This is a genomic window from Streptomyces griseorubiginosus, from assembly GCF_001514195.1.
Classification (GTDB): domain Bacteria; phylum Actinomycetota; class Actinomycetes; order Streptomycetales; family Streptomycetaceae; genus Streptomyces; species Streptomyces griseorubiginosus.
The window spans coordinates 259404-274766 of record NZ_KQ948734.1 but is presented as its reverse complement, the minus strand read 5'-3'; the positions used below and the strand labels follow the sequence as shown (position 1 = coordinate 274766).

At 69.6% G+C, this 15363-nt stretch carries 13 protein-coding genes; 3 read left to right on the top strand and 10 right to left on the bottom strand.

Annotated features, from left to right (window positions below):
- Positions 1-11: 11 nt before the first annotated feature.
- The 5 genes from rplB to rpsJ are packed head-to-tail and all read right to left on the bottom strand — an operon-like array spanning position 12 to position 2937.
- Entirely contained in the window at positions 12-848 is an 837-nt protein-coding gene (gene rplB, locus AQJ54_RS01285; protein WP_007384068.1) for a 50S ribosomal protein L2, read from the bottom strand.
- A 38-nt stretch (positions 849-886) separates the two neighbouring features.
- Positions 887-1306: a 50S ribosomal protein L23 gene (gene rplW, locus AQJ54_RS01280; RefSeq protein WP_062023384.1), complete on the bottom strand. Its 420-nt coding sequence runs from the start codon at positions 1304-1306 to the stop codon at positions 887-889.
- On the bottom strand, positions 1306-1962 hold the full coding sequence (gene rplD, locus AQJ54_RS01275) for a 50S ribosomal protein L4 (protein ID WP_062023383.1): 657 nt from the start codon (positions 1960-1962) through the stop codon (positions 1306-1308). Before rplD ends, rplW begins: the two co-directional genes overlap by 1 nt.
- Positions 1963-1966: 4 nt before the next feature.
- Complete coding sequence (rplC, locus tag AQJ54_RS01270) at positions 1967-2611, bottom strand: 50S ribosomal protein L3 (RefSeq protein WP_020135811.1); 645 nt, start codon at positions 2609-2611, stop codon at positions 1967-1969.
- Positions 2612-2628: 17 nt separating this feature from the next.
- On the bottom strand, positions 2629-2937 hold the full coding sequence (gene rpsJ, locus AQJ54_RS01265; RefSeq protein WP_003948644.1) for a 30S ribosomal protein S10: 309 nt from the start codon (positions 2935-2937) through the stop codon (positions 2629-2631).
- Positions 2938-3806: 869 nt separating this feature from the next.
- Here rpsJ and AQJ54_RS01260 point away from each other — a divergent pair.
- The gene (locus tag AQJ54_RS01260) at positions 3807-6062 is read left to right on the top strand and encodes a hypothetical protein (protein WP_159055495.1); all 2256 of its coding nucleotides are present in this window, start codon (positions 3807-3809) and stop codon (positions 6060-6062) included.
- 17 nt (positions 6063-6079) lie between these two features.
- Positions 6080-7273, top strand: a complete 1194-nt coding sequence (locus AQJ54_RS01255) for a M14 family metallopeptidase (RefSeq protein WP_062233016.1) — start codon at positions 6080-6082, stop codon at positions 7271-7273.
- 12 nt (positions 7274-7285) lie between these two features.
- Here AQJ54_RS01255 and AQJ54_RS01250 read toward each other — a convergent pair whose 3' ends face one another.
- Entirely contained in the window at positions 7286-10396 is a 3111-nt protein-coding gene (locus tag AQJ54_RS01250; RefSeq protein WP_248845277.1) for an AfsR/SARP family transcriptional regulator, read from the bottom strand.
- Positions 10397-10556: 160 nt separating this feature from the next.
- Between AQJ54_RS01250 and AQJ54_RS01245 the strand changes: the two genes are divergently transcribed.
- Positions 10557-11288, top strand: coding sequence for an IclR family transcriptional regulator (locus AQJ54_RS01245; protein WP_248844877.1), 732 nt, complete (start codon positions 10557-10559; stop codon positions 11286-11288).
- 26 nt (positions 11289-11314) lie between these two features.
- On the opposite strand, the gene AQJ54_RS01240 is transcribed toward AQJ54_RS01245, so the two are convergent.
- The 4 genes from AQJ54_RS01240 to tuf all read right to left on the bottom strand — a co-directional run bounded on the left by AQJ54_RS01240 (position 11315) and on the right by tuf (position 15298).
- Positions 11315-11824, bottom strand: a complete 510-nt coding sequence (locus AQJ54_RS01240) for an RICIN domain-containing protein (protein WP_062023375.1) — start codon at positions 11822-11824, stop codon at positions 11315-11317.
- A 357-nt stretch (positions 11825-12181) separates the two neighbouring features.
- Entirely contained in the window at positions 12182-12535 is a 354-nt protein-coding gene (locus AQJ54_RS01235; RefSeq protein WP_062023374.1) for a hypothetical protein, read from the bottom strand.
- A 75-nt stretch (positions 12536-12610) separates the two neighbouring features.
- On the bottom strand, positions 12611-13816 hold the full coding sequence (locus tag AQJ54_RS01230) for an acyltransferase family protein (protein WP_107120990.1): 1206 nt from the start codon (positions 13814-13816) through the stop codon (positions 12611-12613).
- A gap of 288 nt (positions 13817-14104) precedes the next feature.
- On the bottom strand, positions 14105-15298 hold the full coding sequence (gene tuf / locus AQJ54_RS01225; RefSeq protein ID WP_007384061.1) for an elongation factor Tu: 1194 nt from the start codon (positions 15296-15298) through the stop codon (positions 14105-14107).
- Positions 15299-15363: the final 65 nt, after the last annotated feature.

Sequence of the window (15363 nt, the reverse complement as noted above, 5' to 3'; positions counted from 1 at the left end):
TAAACCCGCTCCTAGCGCTTCTTGTTCGTCTTGCGGCGGCGGACGATGTACTTGTTCGAAGCCTTCTTCGGCGAACGAGTACGACCCTCCTTCTGACCCCAGGGGCTGACCGGGTGGCGACCACCGGAGGTCTTGCCCTCACCACCACCGTGCGGGTGGTCAACCGGGTTCATCGCCACACCGCGAACGGTCGGGCGGACGCCCAGCCAGCGCTTGCGGCCGGCCTTGCCCCAGTTGATGTTGCTCTGCTCGGCGTTGCCGACCTCGCCGACCGTGGCGCGGCAGCGCTGGTCGACCAGACGGATCTCGCCGGACGGCATACGAAGGTGGGCCATGGTGCCCTCCTTCGCGAGCAGCTGCACCGAGGCACCGGCGGAGCGGGCGAACTTGGCGCCGCCACCGGGACGGAGCTCGATCGCGTGGATCGTGGTACCGACCGGGATGTTGCGGAGCGCCAGGTTGTTGCCCGGCTTGATGTCGGCCCCGGGACCGTTCTCGACGCGGTCACCCTGCTGCAGGTTGCGCGGGGCGAGGATGTAGCGCTTCTCGCCGTCCGCGTAGTGCAGCAGCGCGATGCGCGCGGTGCGGTTGGGGTCGTACTCGATGTGCGCGACCTTCGCCGGCACGCCGTCCTTGTCGTGACGACGGAAGTCGATCACGCGGTAGGCGCGCTTGTGTCCGCCACCCTGGTGGCGAACGGTCACACGACCGGCGTTGTTACGGCCGCCCTTGCTGTGCAGGGGGCGGACCAGCGACTTCTCCGGCGTGGACCGCGTGACCTCGACGAAGTCGGCGACGCTGGAGCCACGACGGCCCGGCGTAGTCGGCTTGTACTTGCGGATTCCCATTTCTCAGTCCTCGTCCGATATCGGACGATCCGACCCGCTTACGCGGTCGGACCGCCGAAGATGTCGATACGGTCGCCCTCGGCAAGGGTCACGATCGCGCGCTTGCTGTCGGCACGCTTGCCGAAGCCAGTGCGGGTCCGCTTGCGCTTGCCCTGGCGGTTGATCGTGTTGACGCCGGTGACCTTGACCGAGAAGACCGCCTGGACGGCCTGCTTGATCTGGGTCTTGTTGGCGCCCGGAGCCACGATGAACGTGTACTTGCCCTCGTCGAGGAGCGCGTAGCTCTTCTCGGAGACGACCGGCTTCAGCAGGACGTCACGGGGGTCCGTGAAGGCCTTGCTGGGCGCGGTGACGACGGTGTTCTTGCCCTCGGCGGCGTGGCGGCGCGCCTTGGCGACGCGCGCGGCCTTGGCGGCCTTCGCAGCCTTGGAGGCGATGCTCGGGTGACGCGTAGCCATCAGGCCTCGCTCCCTTCGGTGTCATTGGCCTTCGGGCCGGACACGAAGGACTCGAAAGCGGCCTGGGTGAAGACCACGTCGTCCGAGACGAGAACGTCGTACGTGTTCAGCTGGCCCGGCTCCAGGATGTGGACCTGGGGCAGGTTGCGGGCGGACAGCCACGAGGCCTCGTCGGCACGGTCGACGACCAGGAGCAGGTTCTTGCGCTCCGAGATCTTGCCGAACAGCGACTTGGCGGCCTTCGTGGAGGGGGTCGCACCCTCGACCACGCCGGAGACGACGTGGATGCGGTTGTGACGGGCCCGGTCGGTGAGAGCGTGGCGCAGGGCCGCGGCCTTCATCTTCTTCGGGGTCCGCTGCGAGTAGTCACGCGGCACGGGGCCGTGGACGACGCCACCGCCGGCGAACTGCGGCGCACGGGTCGAACCCTGACGGGCGCGGCCGGTGCCCTTCTGGCGGTACGGCTTCTTGCCGCCACCACGGACCTCGCCACGCGTCTTGGTCTTGTGCGTGCCCTGACGGGCAGCGGCCAGCTGCGCGACGACGACCTGGTGGATCAGCGGAATGCTGACCTTCTCGACGTCGAAGATCTCGGCCGGGAGCTCGACGGTCCCGGCGGTGTCGCCGGAGGGCGACAGAATGTCAATGGTGCTCATATCCTCAGGCCCCCTTGGCCGCGGTGCGGACCAGGACGAGGCCGCCGTTCGGACCAGGAACCGCGCCCTTGATGAGCAGCAGGCCCTTCTCCGCGTCAACGGCGTGAACGGTCAGGTTCTGGGTGGTGACCCGCTCGTTGCCCATACGACCCGCCATGCGGAGGCCCTTGAACACGCGGCCCGGGGTGGCGCAGCCACCGATGGAACCGGGCGAGCGGTGCTTGCGCTGGGTGCCGTGACCGGCGCCGAGGCCCTTGAAGTTGTGACGCTTCATGACACCGGCGAAGCCCTTGCCCTTGCTCTTGCCGGTCACGTCGACCTTGATCCCGGCCTCGAACACCTCAGCGGTGATCTCCTGGCCGAGGGTGTACTCGGAGGCGTCCGCGGTGCGGATCTCGACGAGGTGGCGACGCGGGGTGACATCGGCCTTGGCGAAGTGGCCCTTGAGGGGCTTGTTCACCTTGCGCGGGTCGATCTCGCCGAACGCGATCTGGACGGACTCGTAGCCGTCGACATCGTTCGTACGGACCTGGGTCACGACATTGGGGCCGGCCTTGACGACGGTGACCGGAACAACACGGTTGTTCTCGTCCCACACCTGCGTCATGCCGAGCTTCTCGCCCAGGATGCCCTTGATCTGCTTAGCCATCGTTCAGATCACCGGCCTCAGAGCTTGATCTCGATGTCGACACCGGCCGGGAGGTCGAGTCGCATCAGAGAGTCAACGGTCTTGGGGGTCGGGTCGAGGATGTCGATCAGGCGCTTGTGCGTGCGCATCTCGAAGTGCTCGCGCGAGTCCTTGTACTTGTGCGGCGACTTGATGACGCAGTACACGTTCTTCTCAGTGGGCAGCGGCACCGGGCCCGCGACCGACGCACCAGTGCGAGTCACCGTCTCGACGATCTTCTTCGCCGAGGAGTCGATGACCTCGTGGTCGTAGGCCTTGAGCCGGATGCGGATCTTCTGTCCCGCCATGGCTACTCGTTAGTCCTGTCTCTCTACAGCTCTGGAACCCGGTGTTCCCTTGACTTCCGCCGACCCACGCGGTCGGGTGTGTCGCACCCTCACTGACACAGATGTCCCTTGTTCGAACATCTTTTGCCTGAGAAAGAGGTCCACCGGGTGCCTGGTCGGCGCCGCACTGACACTTCCCGGAAGATTCCCGTACGTCCGCCCCAGCGCTGCCTTACGGCAGTTGGAACGACGAGTACTGTGGGACTCGCTTCCGGTCCCCCCGGCGGGAGGCGCGCAGCATCAACACTCGACCGAGCAACCCCGCTAGTCTGCCATACGGGGCACGGGCCTGGCCAATCGAGCCGGAGACAATACCCCGAGAGTGACGCAGGTCAAACACGCGGACCGCGCACGCACCGGAACAAACCACCCCTGTTCCACCCAAGGGGTACCGATCAGCGAAAGCGACGCGTAAGACTCCCCGGCACGCGTCTCGCACGCGTATGTCCTACACGCGTACAACGGGGGAAAAGTGACTGATCTGTTCCGTTTCGTTGCGCTCCGCGCGCCCGAGCGCACCGCACCCGCGCATTCCATAGATCTGCAGTCGTCCAGCGCGTTCCAGAAGGCGCTGGCATCGGCCAGGCAGAGCGAGAGCCCGGTCGACGCCGCGCGGCAGGTCGCCGGGCGCTATCTGGTCGGCGACTACGGCCCGGGATTCATCAAGGAGAGCGACGCGATCCCGGACCAGGGCGCCTACGACAAGCTGGCCGCGACCGCGGCCACGGCGCTGCACGCCGCGGACCTGAGCGCGGTCATCAAGTCGGGGTTCGGGAAGACACCGCAGGTCCTGGCGGCGGACGTCCAATTTCAAGCTCTTCGTGCAGAACGTGCACGACACGATCGTCGCCCTGTTCCTGCTGCCGGCCACGCGCTCGCACCCGATCAGCGACCTCGCCCGGCTCACCCGGCTGACGGGGCTGATCACCCGGGTGGCCGCCGCCGACGCCTCGCTGGAGGGCGCCGGTGAGATCCAGCGCTCGCTGAGCGAGTCGCTGGTGCTGCCGACCACCGTGTTCCCGCTGCGCGGCGGGCTGCCGCAGCCGGTCGGGGTCGGGGACCTGCTCGTCGTGAAGCAACGGCTCACCCGGTACGAGCCCGGGGATGTCGCCGACATCGAGAACATCCTCAAGGGCGAGAAGCGGGAGAAGCTCACCCACCACAACCTGACCATCGACACCACGGTGGTGACGGAGACCTCGAAGACGACGGAGACGACGACCTCGCTCGACGTGACCGAGCGGTTCGACTTCAAGAACGAGGTGCAGAACACCGTCAGCGAGGATCTGTCGCTCACCGGCGGCGTGAACGTGTCGGCGAAGTACGGCGCGGTGGAGACCAACGCGAACGCCGGCGTGGCCTACCGGCTGTCCAAGGAGGAGTCCGCCAAGGTCGCGACCGATCACGCGCGGGATGTGACGAACCGGGCGGCGACGAAGGTCACCGAGACGGTACGGCGACAGGAGACCACCCGCACGATCGAGGTGCTCAAGGACCGGGAGCTGCACTCGTTCGAGAACACCGGCCCGGGCAACGCGAACGTGAGCGGCGTCTACCAGTGGATGAACAAGGTCTACGAGGCGCAGACCTTCAACTACGGCAGCCGCCTCATGTTCGACCTGACGGTCCCGGAGCCGGCCGCCTTCGTCGTCGACGCCACTACCGTGAAGGGCGTCCAGGCGGCGATCACCCCGCCCGAGCCCTTCGTCGTCGTCAACGACGGCACGGCCACGCCGCACTGGCGCCCGGTGCAGCCCGGGGACCTCGGCCCGGACGGCCTCCTCAAGTCGGGCGTCGTCTCCCGTCCGATCACCCCCGCCGACGTGTCGTTCGAGCCTCTCTCGGCCACGTACTACGGCACGTTCATGGGCAAGTACGGCGCCCTGGGCGTCAACGCGCCCCCGGAGCCGTTCACCACCGTCACCAAGAGTCTGACCGGCAACAAGGACGACCACGACCATCTCGCGGTCGTGGACGACCTGACGATCCCGCAGGGCTACCAGGCCACCGCCATCACCGCCCAGGGCGCCTTCACCCTCTACGAGGAGGAGGACGGCGACGAGCGGATGTGGGTGTTCGTCGGCAAGCACCGCTTCGAGTGCAAGGGCGCAGGCACCCTGCCGCCGAACGCCGCGCTGCTGCCCGACCCGGACACCACGGTGATCAACGAGCAGGGCAGCATGCCCATCGCCGTGGAGACCCAGCAGGCGCGGGACTTCGCGGTCACGGTCGAGGTGACGTGCGCACGGACCGACACCGCGGTCGAGCAGTGGCGGCTCGACACGTACAACGCGCTGGTCAACGCGCACGAGAACCTGGTCAGCGGCTATCAGGACAAGGTGAAAGCCCAGGCGGTGCAGGCGGCCGCCACCGTCTCGCTCGGCCGTAATCCGGCACAGAACAGGCTGATCGAGCGCGCGGAACTCAAGAAGGCGTGCATCTCCCTGCTGTCGGGCACCGATCTCTACGACGCCGACATCGACGACGTCAAGGTGAACTCCACGGCGCCCGCCTTCCCGCGCCCGAACGTTCCGCAGCGTCCGAACCAGAACGTCGTCGGCTCCGACCAGGAGGCGTTCATCCGCTTCTTCGAGCAGGCATTCGAGTGGGAACACATGATGTACGTGTTCTACCCGTACTACTGGGCCCGCCGCGAGACGTGGTACGCCAACGCGCTCGCCGACGACCCCGACCCGCTGTTCGCCGAGTTCCTGAAGGCGGGCGCCGCCCGGGTCGTCGTACCGGTACGGCCCCAACTGGAGGGCGACGTACGGTACTTCCTCATGACGGGGCAGATCTGGAACGGCGGTGCCGTGCCCGGCATCACCGACACCGACTACCTCCCGATCACCGAGGAGATCCGCGCGCGCGACGACGCGCCCGGTGGCGAGGTTCCGCAGGGCGATCCCTGGGAGGTCACGCTGCCGACCACCCTCGTCCGGCTCAGGGCGGACGACACGCTGCCGGAGTGGCGCAAGTTCCAGGTCAACGGCCAGGACGTGTGGGTGCCCGGCCGCATCGTGGCCGGCAAGTGGACCCCCGACCTCGGGAAACTCGACAGCCACGGCAACTGGACCCCTCAGTGAAGGGCCGGTGACCCTTCATGACGGCGAACAGCTATGTCTTCTTCGGCACGGAACCGCGGTTCGTGCTGATCGTGGCCGGCATCCACGAGAGCGAGCAGGGCGGCATCGAGGTGGCGCACTGGATCCGGACCAAGCTGGCGGCCCGCACCAGGCCGACCCGCTTCGGGGCGGTCGTCATCCCCGACGTCTTCCCCGAACGCGGTCTGCAGGCAAGGGCCGACGAGTGGAAGCGGGGCGACACGGGCAACACCTGGCGGGAGGTCCCGCGCCCCGGCAGCCCGGGGGTGGTCCTCCACCCCGCCCGTCACTTCCCCCCGCCGGGAGAGCCGTTGAGTGCCCTGCGGAAGGGGCTGCTGATCGACCGGGCCGGCACTGAGCTGAGGGAGGACAAACGGACGCTGCCCCAGTTGCCGGAGATCCGGTACGTCATCCAGTTCGTCGAGCGGTTCCAGCCGATCAGGATCGTCAGCATCCACGGCACCCACCCGGTGACCAGGGACGACGTGAAGGGCAGAAAAGCCCAGACCGGTATGAGCGACGACGAGATCAAGAACTGGGACGGCGTCTCCGCCATCAAGGGGGTGAACTTCCCGGGCATCTTCGTCGACCCGAGATACCAGCTCGGCAAGGACTGCCCGAAGTTCGACCTGGAGACCTGCAAGTTCGACCCTCTCCTGGACCCGGCCTTCCCGGTGCAGAGCGCGGGAAAGGACGGCAAGGGGACGAACCGGCGCTTCGACTCGGCCCGCACCCCGGACGGCAGGGCGGATGACGCTCTCGCCCTCAAGGCCGCCCAGGCCGTCGCCCGGCTGGACCCGGCGCTCGTACGCGGCAACCACGTGAGCGAGGCCGTTCCCCTCGTGCACTACGCCAAGGCGAGCACCACGCCCGAGGCTTTCTCGCTCGGCGACTGGGGACCCGTCGACGTCCCCTCCTCGAAGGGCCCGGGCGCGCGTCCCGGGACGCCCGTGTTCACCGTCGAGGTCGACGACAACCAGCAGAGCTGGGCCTTCCTCGACGGGGTGCAGGTGATGTCCGAGAGCGGGAAGCCCCTGCCCCTGCCCCAGACGCCGGAGGAACGGGCGGCCAAGGGCGCCGCGCGGAACTTCCTCCCGAGTCCGGGGTTCATCAAGAAGTTCAGCCAGAAACGGTCCGAGCAGCTCCAGGCATACGCCCAGGGAATCATCGACACGATCCTGGAGGTGCCCTGACCACACAAGAGGTCACGGAGGCGGCGGGCGGCGGAGCCGGTCGCGCAGGGGGTCCGCCTCCGGCAGGCCCAGCTCGTCGAAGACGGCCAGCGCCCGCGCCCAGGCGCCGCGCGCCGCCTCCGGCTCCCCCGCGGCATCGAGGGTGTCGCCCAGGTAGGCCAGACCGATCGCCTCGCTGCGCCGGTCCCCGGTCTTCCTGAACAGCCGTAGCGCCTGCTCGTAGCAGTCCACCGCCTCCGCGAACCGCCCGAGGAGGCGGTGGACGTAGCCGAGGCTGTCCCAGGTGTGTGCCTCGCCGTTGAGGTCACCGATCTCCTGCACGGCGGCGAGGGCCTGCCGGCAGGAGGCGAGCGCCTCGCGGTGGTCGCCGAGTTTGGCGAGGTACCAGCCGATCTCGTTCAGGGCGATGGCCTGTCCGCCGCGGTCGTGCGCGGCGCGGAAGTGGTCGAGGCTCAGCCGGGCGTGCTCCAGCGCCTCCGCGTGGTCACCCCGCGCCGAGTCCGCGATGGCCAGGTTCTGGCGGATCCGGGCCTGTCCGGCGTCGTTGCCCAGCTCCTCGAACAGGGCGAGACCCAGCAGATAGTGCTCACGGCCGCGGTCGACGTCGCCCAGCCGGTGCCAGGCGAGCCCGAGACCGCGGTGGGCGTTGGCCTGGCCGGCCTTGTCGTGGCCGCGCCGGGCGCTGTCCAGGGCGGTGGTGTGCGCGTCGGCCAGCGCCTGCCAGTGCCCTTGCCGTTCCAGGAAGGTGCCGAGCGTGGTGGCCAGCTGCCAGGTGTGGGCCTCGAAGCCGGGCTGCCCCTGCTGCACCGCGGACAGCAGGACGGAGTACTCGGCGGCGAACCAGTCCAGCGCCTCGTCGGGCCGGGTGGGCCGTCCCGGCAGGGCGCCGGGCAGCGCCGGGGCGAGCGTCATCGGGTCCCGCCGCCGGGTCAGCAGCGCGTCGGCGGCGTAGGCGGTGTGCAGGTAGTGGTCGAGCAGCCGGTGGACGGCGGTGCGCCGGGTGTCGTCGCTGTCGTGTACGGCGGTCAGCTCGGCGGCGTACGCGCGCAGCAGGTCGTGGAAGGTGTACCGGCCGGGCCGGTGCTCGGTGAGCAGCTGCGCCTCGGTGAGTTCGGCGAGCAGGGTCCGCGCCTCGGGGGCGGTGACCCCGGCCAGGGCCGCCGCGGCCGGTACGGCGGTGTCGGGTCCGGGGTGCAGGCCCAGCAGCCGGAAGAGCCGGGCGGCCGCCGGGCTCAGCAGCCGGTACGACCACTGGAACACAGACCGCACTCCGGTGAGCGAGTCGCCGCCGTCCAGCGGGTCCAGTCGGCGGTCGGCCGTCCGCAGCTCCTCGGCGAGCCCGGCGAGCGGCAGTCCGGGCCGGCCGGAGGCACGGGCGGCCACGACGGCCAGGGCCAACGGCAGCCCGGCGCACCGCACGACGATCTCGTCCACCGCCCCGGGCTCGGCGGCCATCCGCACGGCCCCGAGCCGCCCCGCCAGCAGTTCGCGGGCCTCGGCCGGGGCGAGCAGGTCGACGGGGAGCAGATGGGCGCCTTCGGTGACCGCCAGTCCGGTGAGCCGGTTGCGGCTGGTGACGAGCGCCAGACAGCCGGGCGCCCCGGGCAGCAGTGGGCGCACCTGGTCCGCGTCCCGCGCGTTGTCGAGCACGATCAGTACCCGCCGGCCGGCCAGCAGACTGCGGTAGAGCGCCGCCTGGGCGTCGAGGCCACGCGGCACCCGGTTCGCGGGCACCCCGAAGGCGTCGAGGAACCCGCGGATCGCCTCGGCGGCACCCACCGCGGCGCCGCCCGGGTCGAAGCCCCGCAGGTTCACGTACACCTGTCCGTCCGGAAACTCCGTCCGCACCTGTCGCGCCCAGTGCACGGCGAGCGCGGTCTTGCCCACGCCGGCGGTGCCGGAGAGGGCCGAGACGACAACGGCCGTCGGCTGCCGCTCGACCTCGGCCAGGAGATCGTGGAGCCGGGCGAGCTCTTCGACACGACCGGTGAAGCCCCCCGCGCTCATGGGAAGTTGAGCCGGGATGTCGAGCGAGGGCCGCGGCGGCGCCCCGGTGCCGGAACGCCTGTCGCCGGACGCCGCGGGGGCGGCCGGGGCCGGGGGCCGGACGGCGGCAACCTCGTCCGGTGGGGCGGCAGCGGGCGCAACCGGCGGCGCGGAGGGAGCGACGCGTGTCGTCCGAACGGGGGCGGCCGAGGACGGCAGGGCGGGTTCCGTCGCAGGCGGCGCACCGACCGGGCTCCGCGCCCCACCGGTGACATACGTCCCGGACGGGCCGACGTCCGCTCCGAGACGCCGCCCGTCCGAGACCGGCCGCCCTGCCCCCACGTGATCCCCGGTGGATGTCGTGCGCCCGCCCCCGCCGAATCTCCGACCCCGCAGGATCGCCGCGTGCGTCCCGCCGAGCCGTTCTCCCGGGTCCGCCCCCAGCTCCTCCGCCAGCCGGTGCCTGATCTCCGCGAAGCAGCGCAGCGCCCCCGCGCTGTCCCCCACGGCGTGCAGTGCCCTCATCAGCACCTCGGCCAGGGGCTCCGCCAGGGGGTACTCCCCCAGCAGTTCGGTCAGCGGCTGCACGACGGCGGCGGGGTCGCCCTCGCGGAGTTCTCCCTCGGCGAGCAGAACGGCCGCGTCGACACGTCGGCGGTGCCATGCCTGCCGTACCCGCCCGGCCCACGGACCGTCCAGCCCGGTCAGCGGCTCGCCGCGCCACAGGGCGAGCGCCTCCCGCAGCAGCGACACCTGTGTACCGGCGGGCTGTCCGGGCCGACGGGCCAGCTCGTCCAGCCGGCGGAACCGGTGCAGGTCAACCTGGTCCTGGCCCGCCTCCAGCTGATACCCACCGGAACGCCGCAGCAGCCGTAACGGCTCCTCGCCGGCGTCGCCCGTCCGCTCGCAGACCCGCCGGATCCTGGCGATGTGGGCGTACAGAGCCCGCCGCGCACCGGACGGCGGATCGGCACCCCAGATCCTCTCGGTCAGTACGTCGACCGGGACCGGGCGACCGGCGTCCACCGCGAGAGCGGCCACCACGGTACGGCGCTGCGGCGGCCCGAGTTCCTCGACCCGTCCCCGGAGCTCCAGCTCGACCGGTCCCAACAGCCGTAACTGAACCAAGAGTTCCACCCCCCAGGCACATTTTGTTCACAGAATGCCCGCGGGAGAACGCGGCGCGACAACCTTTCGGCAACCTCCCGCCCCAGACCCGCCCCCCACCCTGGTCGAGCGCCTCCCGCCACGGGGGAGCGGGAGGCGCTCGACCACGGAGAAAACGGGGGATCCGCCGATGAACCAGGCGACATCGGTGTCCACACCCGCGCCCATGACCGGGGCCGGCGGGCGTGGCGTGCTGGAGGGCGCGTTCGCGCTGCTGAGAGCGGTGGAGCGGGCCGAGGGGGCGAGGCTGACCAGGCTGGCGGCGGAGTGCGGGCTGCCCAAGACGACCGCGTACCGGCTGCTGGAGCAGCTGATCGAGCTCGGTGCGGTGCAGCGCAGCGGCGTCGGCTACGGGATCGGCCCGCGCGTGTACCAGCTGGGGCGGCGCTGGCAGCCGCTGCCCGGCCTGCGGACGGCCGCGCGCGAACCGGCGAGACGGCTGGCCGCCGCCACCGGCATGGCGGTCGGCCTCAGTGTTCTCTGGCAGGGCCAGACCCTGGTCCTGGACTGGACGCCCGGCCCGTCCTCGTCCATCGGCGCGCCGGACACCGAGGCGACCTGGCCCTGGTACACGGCGGCCGGAAAGGTCCTGCTCGCCGGAGCCCGTCCCGGACTTCCGCTGGGCCCGCTGCCCGCCGTCTGGCAGCGCGAGGCGGAGGCGATACGGGACCTGGGCGTCGCCTTCGACCGCGAGCGGGTACTGGAGGGAGTGTGCTGTGCGGCCGTGCCGCTGTACGGCACGGACCGTGCGCCGATAGCGGCGCTGAGCGTGCTGACCGACCCGTCGCACCACCTGGAACGGCTCGCCGACGCGGCACGGCGCGCGGGGGCGGCGATCAGCGGGGCACTGGGCCACCGCTGAACACCGCCCCTCCTAGTGGACTCCTCCTACTGGGTGTGCCAGCGGTCGTACTGGTCGGAAGGATCACAGGGGGTCGTCTGAAGGAGCGTGCCGTTGGCCACGCTCGGCGTCGACAGACAGAACCCGCTCGACACGTTCTGCCAGACGTCGTACCAGCCCGAGGGCGGACCCTCCGGGTTGTCGGCGAAGTACACCCGCCACTGCTGGTTGGCCGCGGCGGCGTTGCAGAACTGCACGGTGACCGTCCCGGTGCCCGAGGCGGGCGCGGTGATGCACCGTCCCGTGTTCTGGTTGGTGAAGGTGAAGTAGCCGGTCGTGGTGTTGAACCCCTCCAGCCATTTCTGCTCGGGACCGCCGGTGCACTTCCACATGTGGAGCTTCGACGAGTTCTCGGTCGCGTTGTCGAGGCAGTGGCTCGACTTCCAGACGTTGATCGGGGTGAACCCCGCCGCCTGCGCGGGGGTGCTGACCGAGGCGATGGTCAGCATCGCGAACCCGGCGGTGAGAAGCGCCAACAGGCCACGTCGTTTGGACATCCGTCTTCTCCGGCTCTCTCGCTGGACGTTGCGGTACGCAGCCTGCTGCGCTCCGAGCCGGGTGTCGTGTCCTGTTCCACTCAGCGGACCGGCGACCACCGGGAGCTGCACTGCGGCGGTGGAGGCGGCCCAGGCGGAGGGCGGCGTGTGGAAGGCGCGGCCGGTGGCCGGGAGCTTGGGGACGTAGAGGGCAGCCGGGGATGCTGGCGACCGGGCCGATGCGACGACCCCGGCCACCGAAACGGGGTCCGTCACGTGCCGGTGACCCACCGACCGTCCCCACGCGTGATTAAGGCCTTCCAGGAACCCCGGGGCAAACACCGATCCACCTCGCCCCAGCGACCCGCCATGGCGTGACTAGGGCCAGTCCACCAACACCGCGAACACGACGTACACCACCGCCACCAGCACCGGCGCCGCCAGCGCGAACCCCACCCGGCGGGCCGTGCTTCGGCGCTCCCACGGCAGGGCCCAGCTCGCCGCGAGCAGGAACAGCGCGAGGCCCAGTCCCCCGAGCAGCACCGGGAAGGCGACACCGAAGGTCGAGTCGAAGCGGTCGGCTTCGGGGGCCGTGCAGGAGTCGCAGGCCATCGCCGAGAAGCCGCCGATGAAGTAGACGAGCACACACGCGGGCAGGGTCAGAAGCGTCGAGACCAGCGGGGCGACCCAGGCTCCGGTCGCGCGGTCGTCGTGGAGTGTGAGGTCCGGCATGGGTCCATCACAGCGCTCGGACCCATCGGGCCGCATGAGCGTTCGTACTCAGAACAGAGGGCCGTCCTACGGATGTCAGCCACTCGCATTCCGCAACCGCGCGAACGACGTATCCAGCCCCCGCTTCAGCAACCCCGCCACCGGCCGCTCCACGAACCGGTGCACCAGCCAGCTCAGCAGCATGAACCCGGCGATGACGGAGACGACCAGCAGACGGGCGTCCATCGTGTCGCGGAGGCGGTTGATCAGTGTCGTACCGGCCGCGTAGTGCATGAGGTACAGCGGATACGTCAGCGCGCCCGCCGTCACCAGCCACCTGCCGCGGACGCGGTCCGTGGCGCCGAGGGCGATGGCGACCATGGCCAGCAGGAATACCGTGAAGATCAGGACACTCCCCCGCCACCCCGACACGTGCTCGACCTCGTCGATCCTGATGCCCAGTTCGCGCTGGCCCATCAGCCAGGCCATCGCGAGGATGCCCCACAGCAGCAGGTCCTGGCCGAAGCGGTGCATCAGGTACAGGGCGAGGCCGGCGATGAAGTACCAGGCGCCCTCCGGGTTGGCGACCAGTTCGAGCAGGGGGAGCTTCGAGATCGGGGCGAGCATCGCCGCCGCGCCCCAGACACAGCAGAAGACGACGACCTTGCGGTACGTCAGACCCGTCCACACCACGACCAGGAAGAGCAGATAGAAGCGGAGCTCCGACCACAGGGTCCAGTAGACGCCGTCGACGTTCATGACGCCCGAACCGGACTGGAGCATCGTGACGTTGAGGAGGACGTCCCGGGTGCGCAGGCGGTCCCAGACGCCGGGCAGCAGCGTCAGCACGACGGTGGTGAAGGCGACGGCGAACCAGTACGCGGGGTAGAGGCGGATCACCCGGGACACGAAGAACTGGCGCGGACTGCGGCCCCAGCACGACATGCAGATCACGAAGCCGCTGATCACGAAGAAGATCTCGACGCCGATCCAGCCGTAGGAGGCGAACCGGAAGACCGTCGGCATGATGTCGGACACCGGCCGGTCCCAGACGCGGTTGCCGGGCTGGTCCACCCGGTTGGTGCCGGCGTAATGGTGCACGGCGACCATGAGGGCGGCCAGGAGCCGGATGCCGTCGATGGCGTAGAGCCGACGGCTGGCGCGGTCGCGTACGACGGCGGCACGCGGGGTGGCACGGGTGGTGGACCGCACCGACGCGGTGCCCGGCGGAAGCGGCTGGTGCAGGCCGCTCAGGACCCGTCGGGGTATCGACGTTCTGCGCTGCGCATCCTGCATCGACACCTGCGGGTCCGTCCGTCCTCTCGGCCGAGTCCGGGCCGGAGCGGCGACCGGACGCCTCAGGCTACGACCGCCACAACCACCCCACAGTGAGCAGACAGGAACATTCGGGGCACCCTCGGCGGGGAGTTGGCCGAAGCATCCCAGGAACGTCCCGCAGAGTTGGCCGACTCTTCACCCGCTCCGCATGCAACCCCCGGACATGCCGCCGGACAAGCGAAGGGGCCCGTACGACCGAAGTCGTACGGGCCCCTTCAGAGACCGAGGTCTCGGAGACCTGTCAGGTCAAGATCAGGCGGTGATCTTGGTGACCTGGCCGGCGCCGACCGTCCGGCCACCCTCACGGATGGCGAACTTCAGGCCCTCTTCCATGGCGACGGGCTGGATGAGCTCCACCTTCATCTCGGTGTTGTCACCCGGCATGACCATCTCGGTGCCCTCGGGGAGGGTCACCACGCCGGTCACGTCCGTCGTACGGAAGTAGAACTGCGGACGGTAGTTGTTGAAGAACGGCGTGTGGCGGCCACCCTCGTCCTTGGAGAGGATGTAGGCCTGGGCCTCGAACTGGGTGTGCGGCGTGACCGAACCCGGCTTGATGATGACCTGGCCGCGCTCGACGTCCTCGCGCTTGATGCCACGGAGCAGCAGACCGACGTTCTCACCGGCCTGGCCCTCGTCGAGCAGCTTGCGGAACATCTCGATGCCGGTGACCGTGGTGGTGGTCTTCTCGGTCTTGATGCCGATGATGTCGACGGTCTCGTTGACCTTGAGGACACCACGCTCGATACGACCGGTGACGACGGTGCCACGACCGGTGATCGTGAAGACGTCCTCGATCGGCATCAGGAACGGCTTGTCGACGTCACGCTCGGGCTGCGGGATCGCCTCGTCGACGGCGGCCATCAGGTCCAGGACCGACTGGCCCCACTCCTTGTCGCCCTCGAGAGCCTTGAGCGCCGAGACCTTGACGACGGGAACGTCGTCGCCCGGGAACTCGTACTCGGAGAGGAGCTCACGCACCTCGAGCTCGACGAGCTCCAGGATCTCCTCGTCGTCCACCATGTCGGCCTTGTTCAGGGCGACGACGATGTACGGAACGCCGACCTGGCGGGCCAGGAGCACGTGCTCCTTGGTCTGCGGCATCGGGCCGTCGGTGGCGGCGACCACGAGGATGGCGCCGTCCATCTGGGCAGCACCGGTGATCATGTTCTTGATGTAGTCCGCGTGACCGGGGCAGTCGACGTGGGCGTAGTGACGCGTCTCGGTCTGGTACTCGACGTGCGCGATGGAGATGGTGATACCGCGCTGGCGCTCCTCGGGAGCCTTGTCGATCTGGTCGAAGGCCGAGGCCTCGTTCAGGTCCGGGTACGCGTCGTGCAGCACCTTGGTAATGGCGGCCGTGAGGGTCGTCTTACCGTGGTCGATGTGACCGATGGTGCCGATGTTGACGTGGGGCTTAGTCCGCTCGAACTTCGCCTTCGCCACGGGGTCCTCCTGTGGAGTGGTTCTGAACGCCTTGCTTCATCGGCGCCAGGTGATCTTTGCTGGAA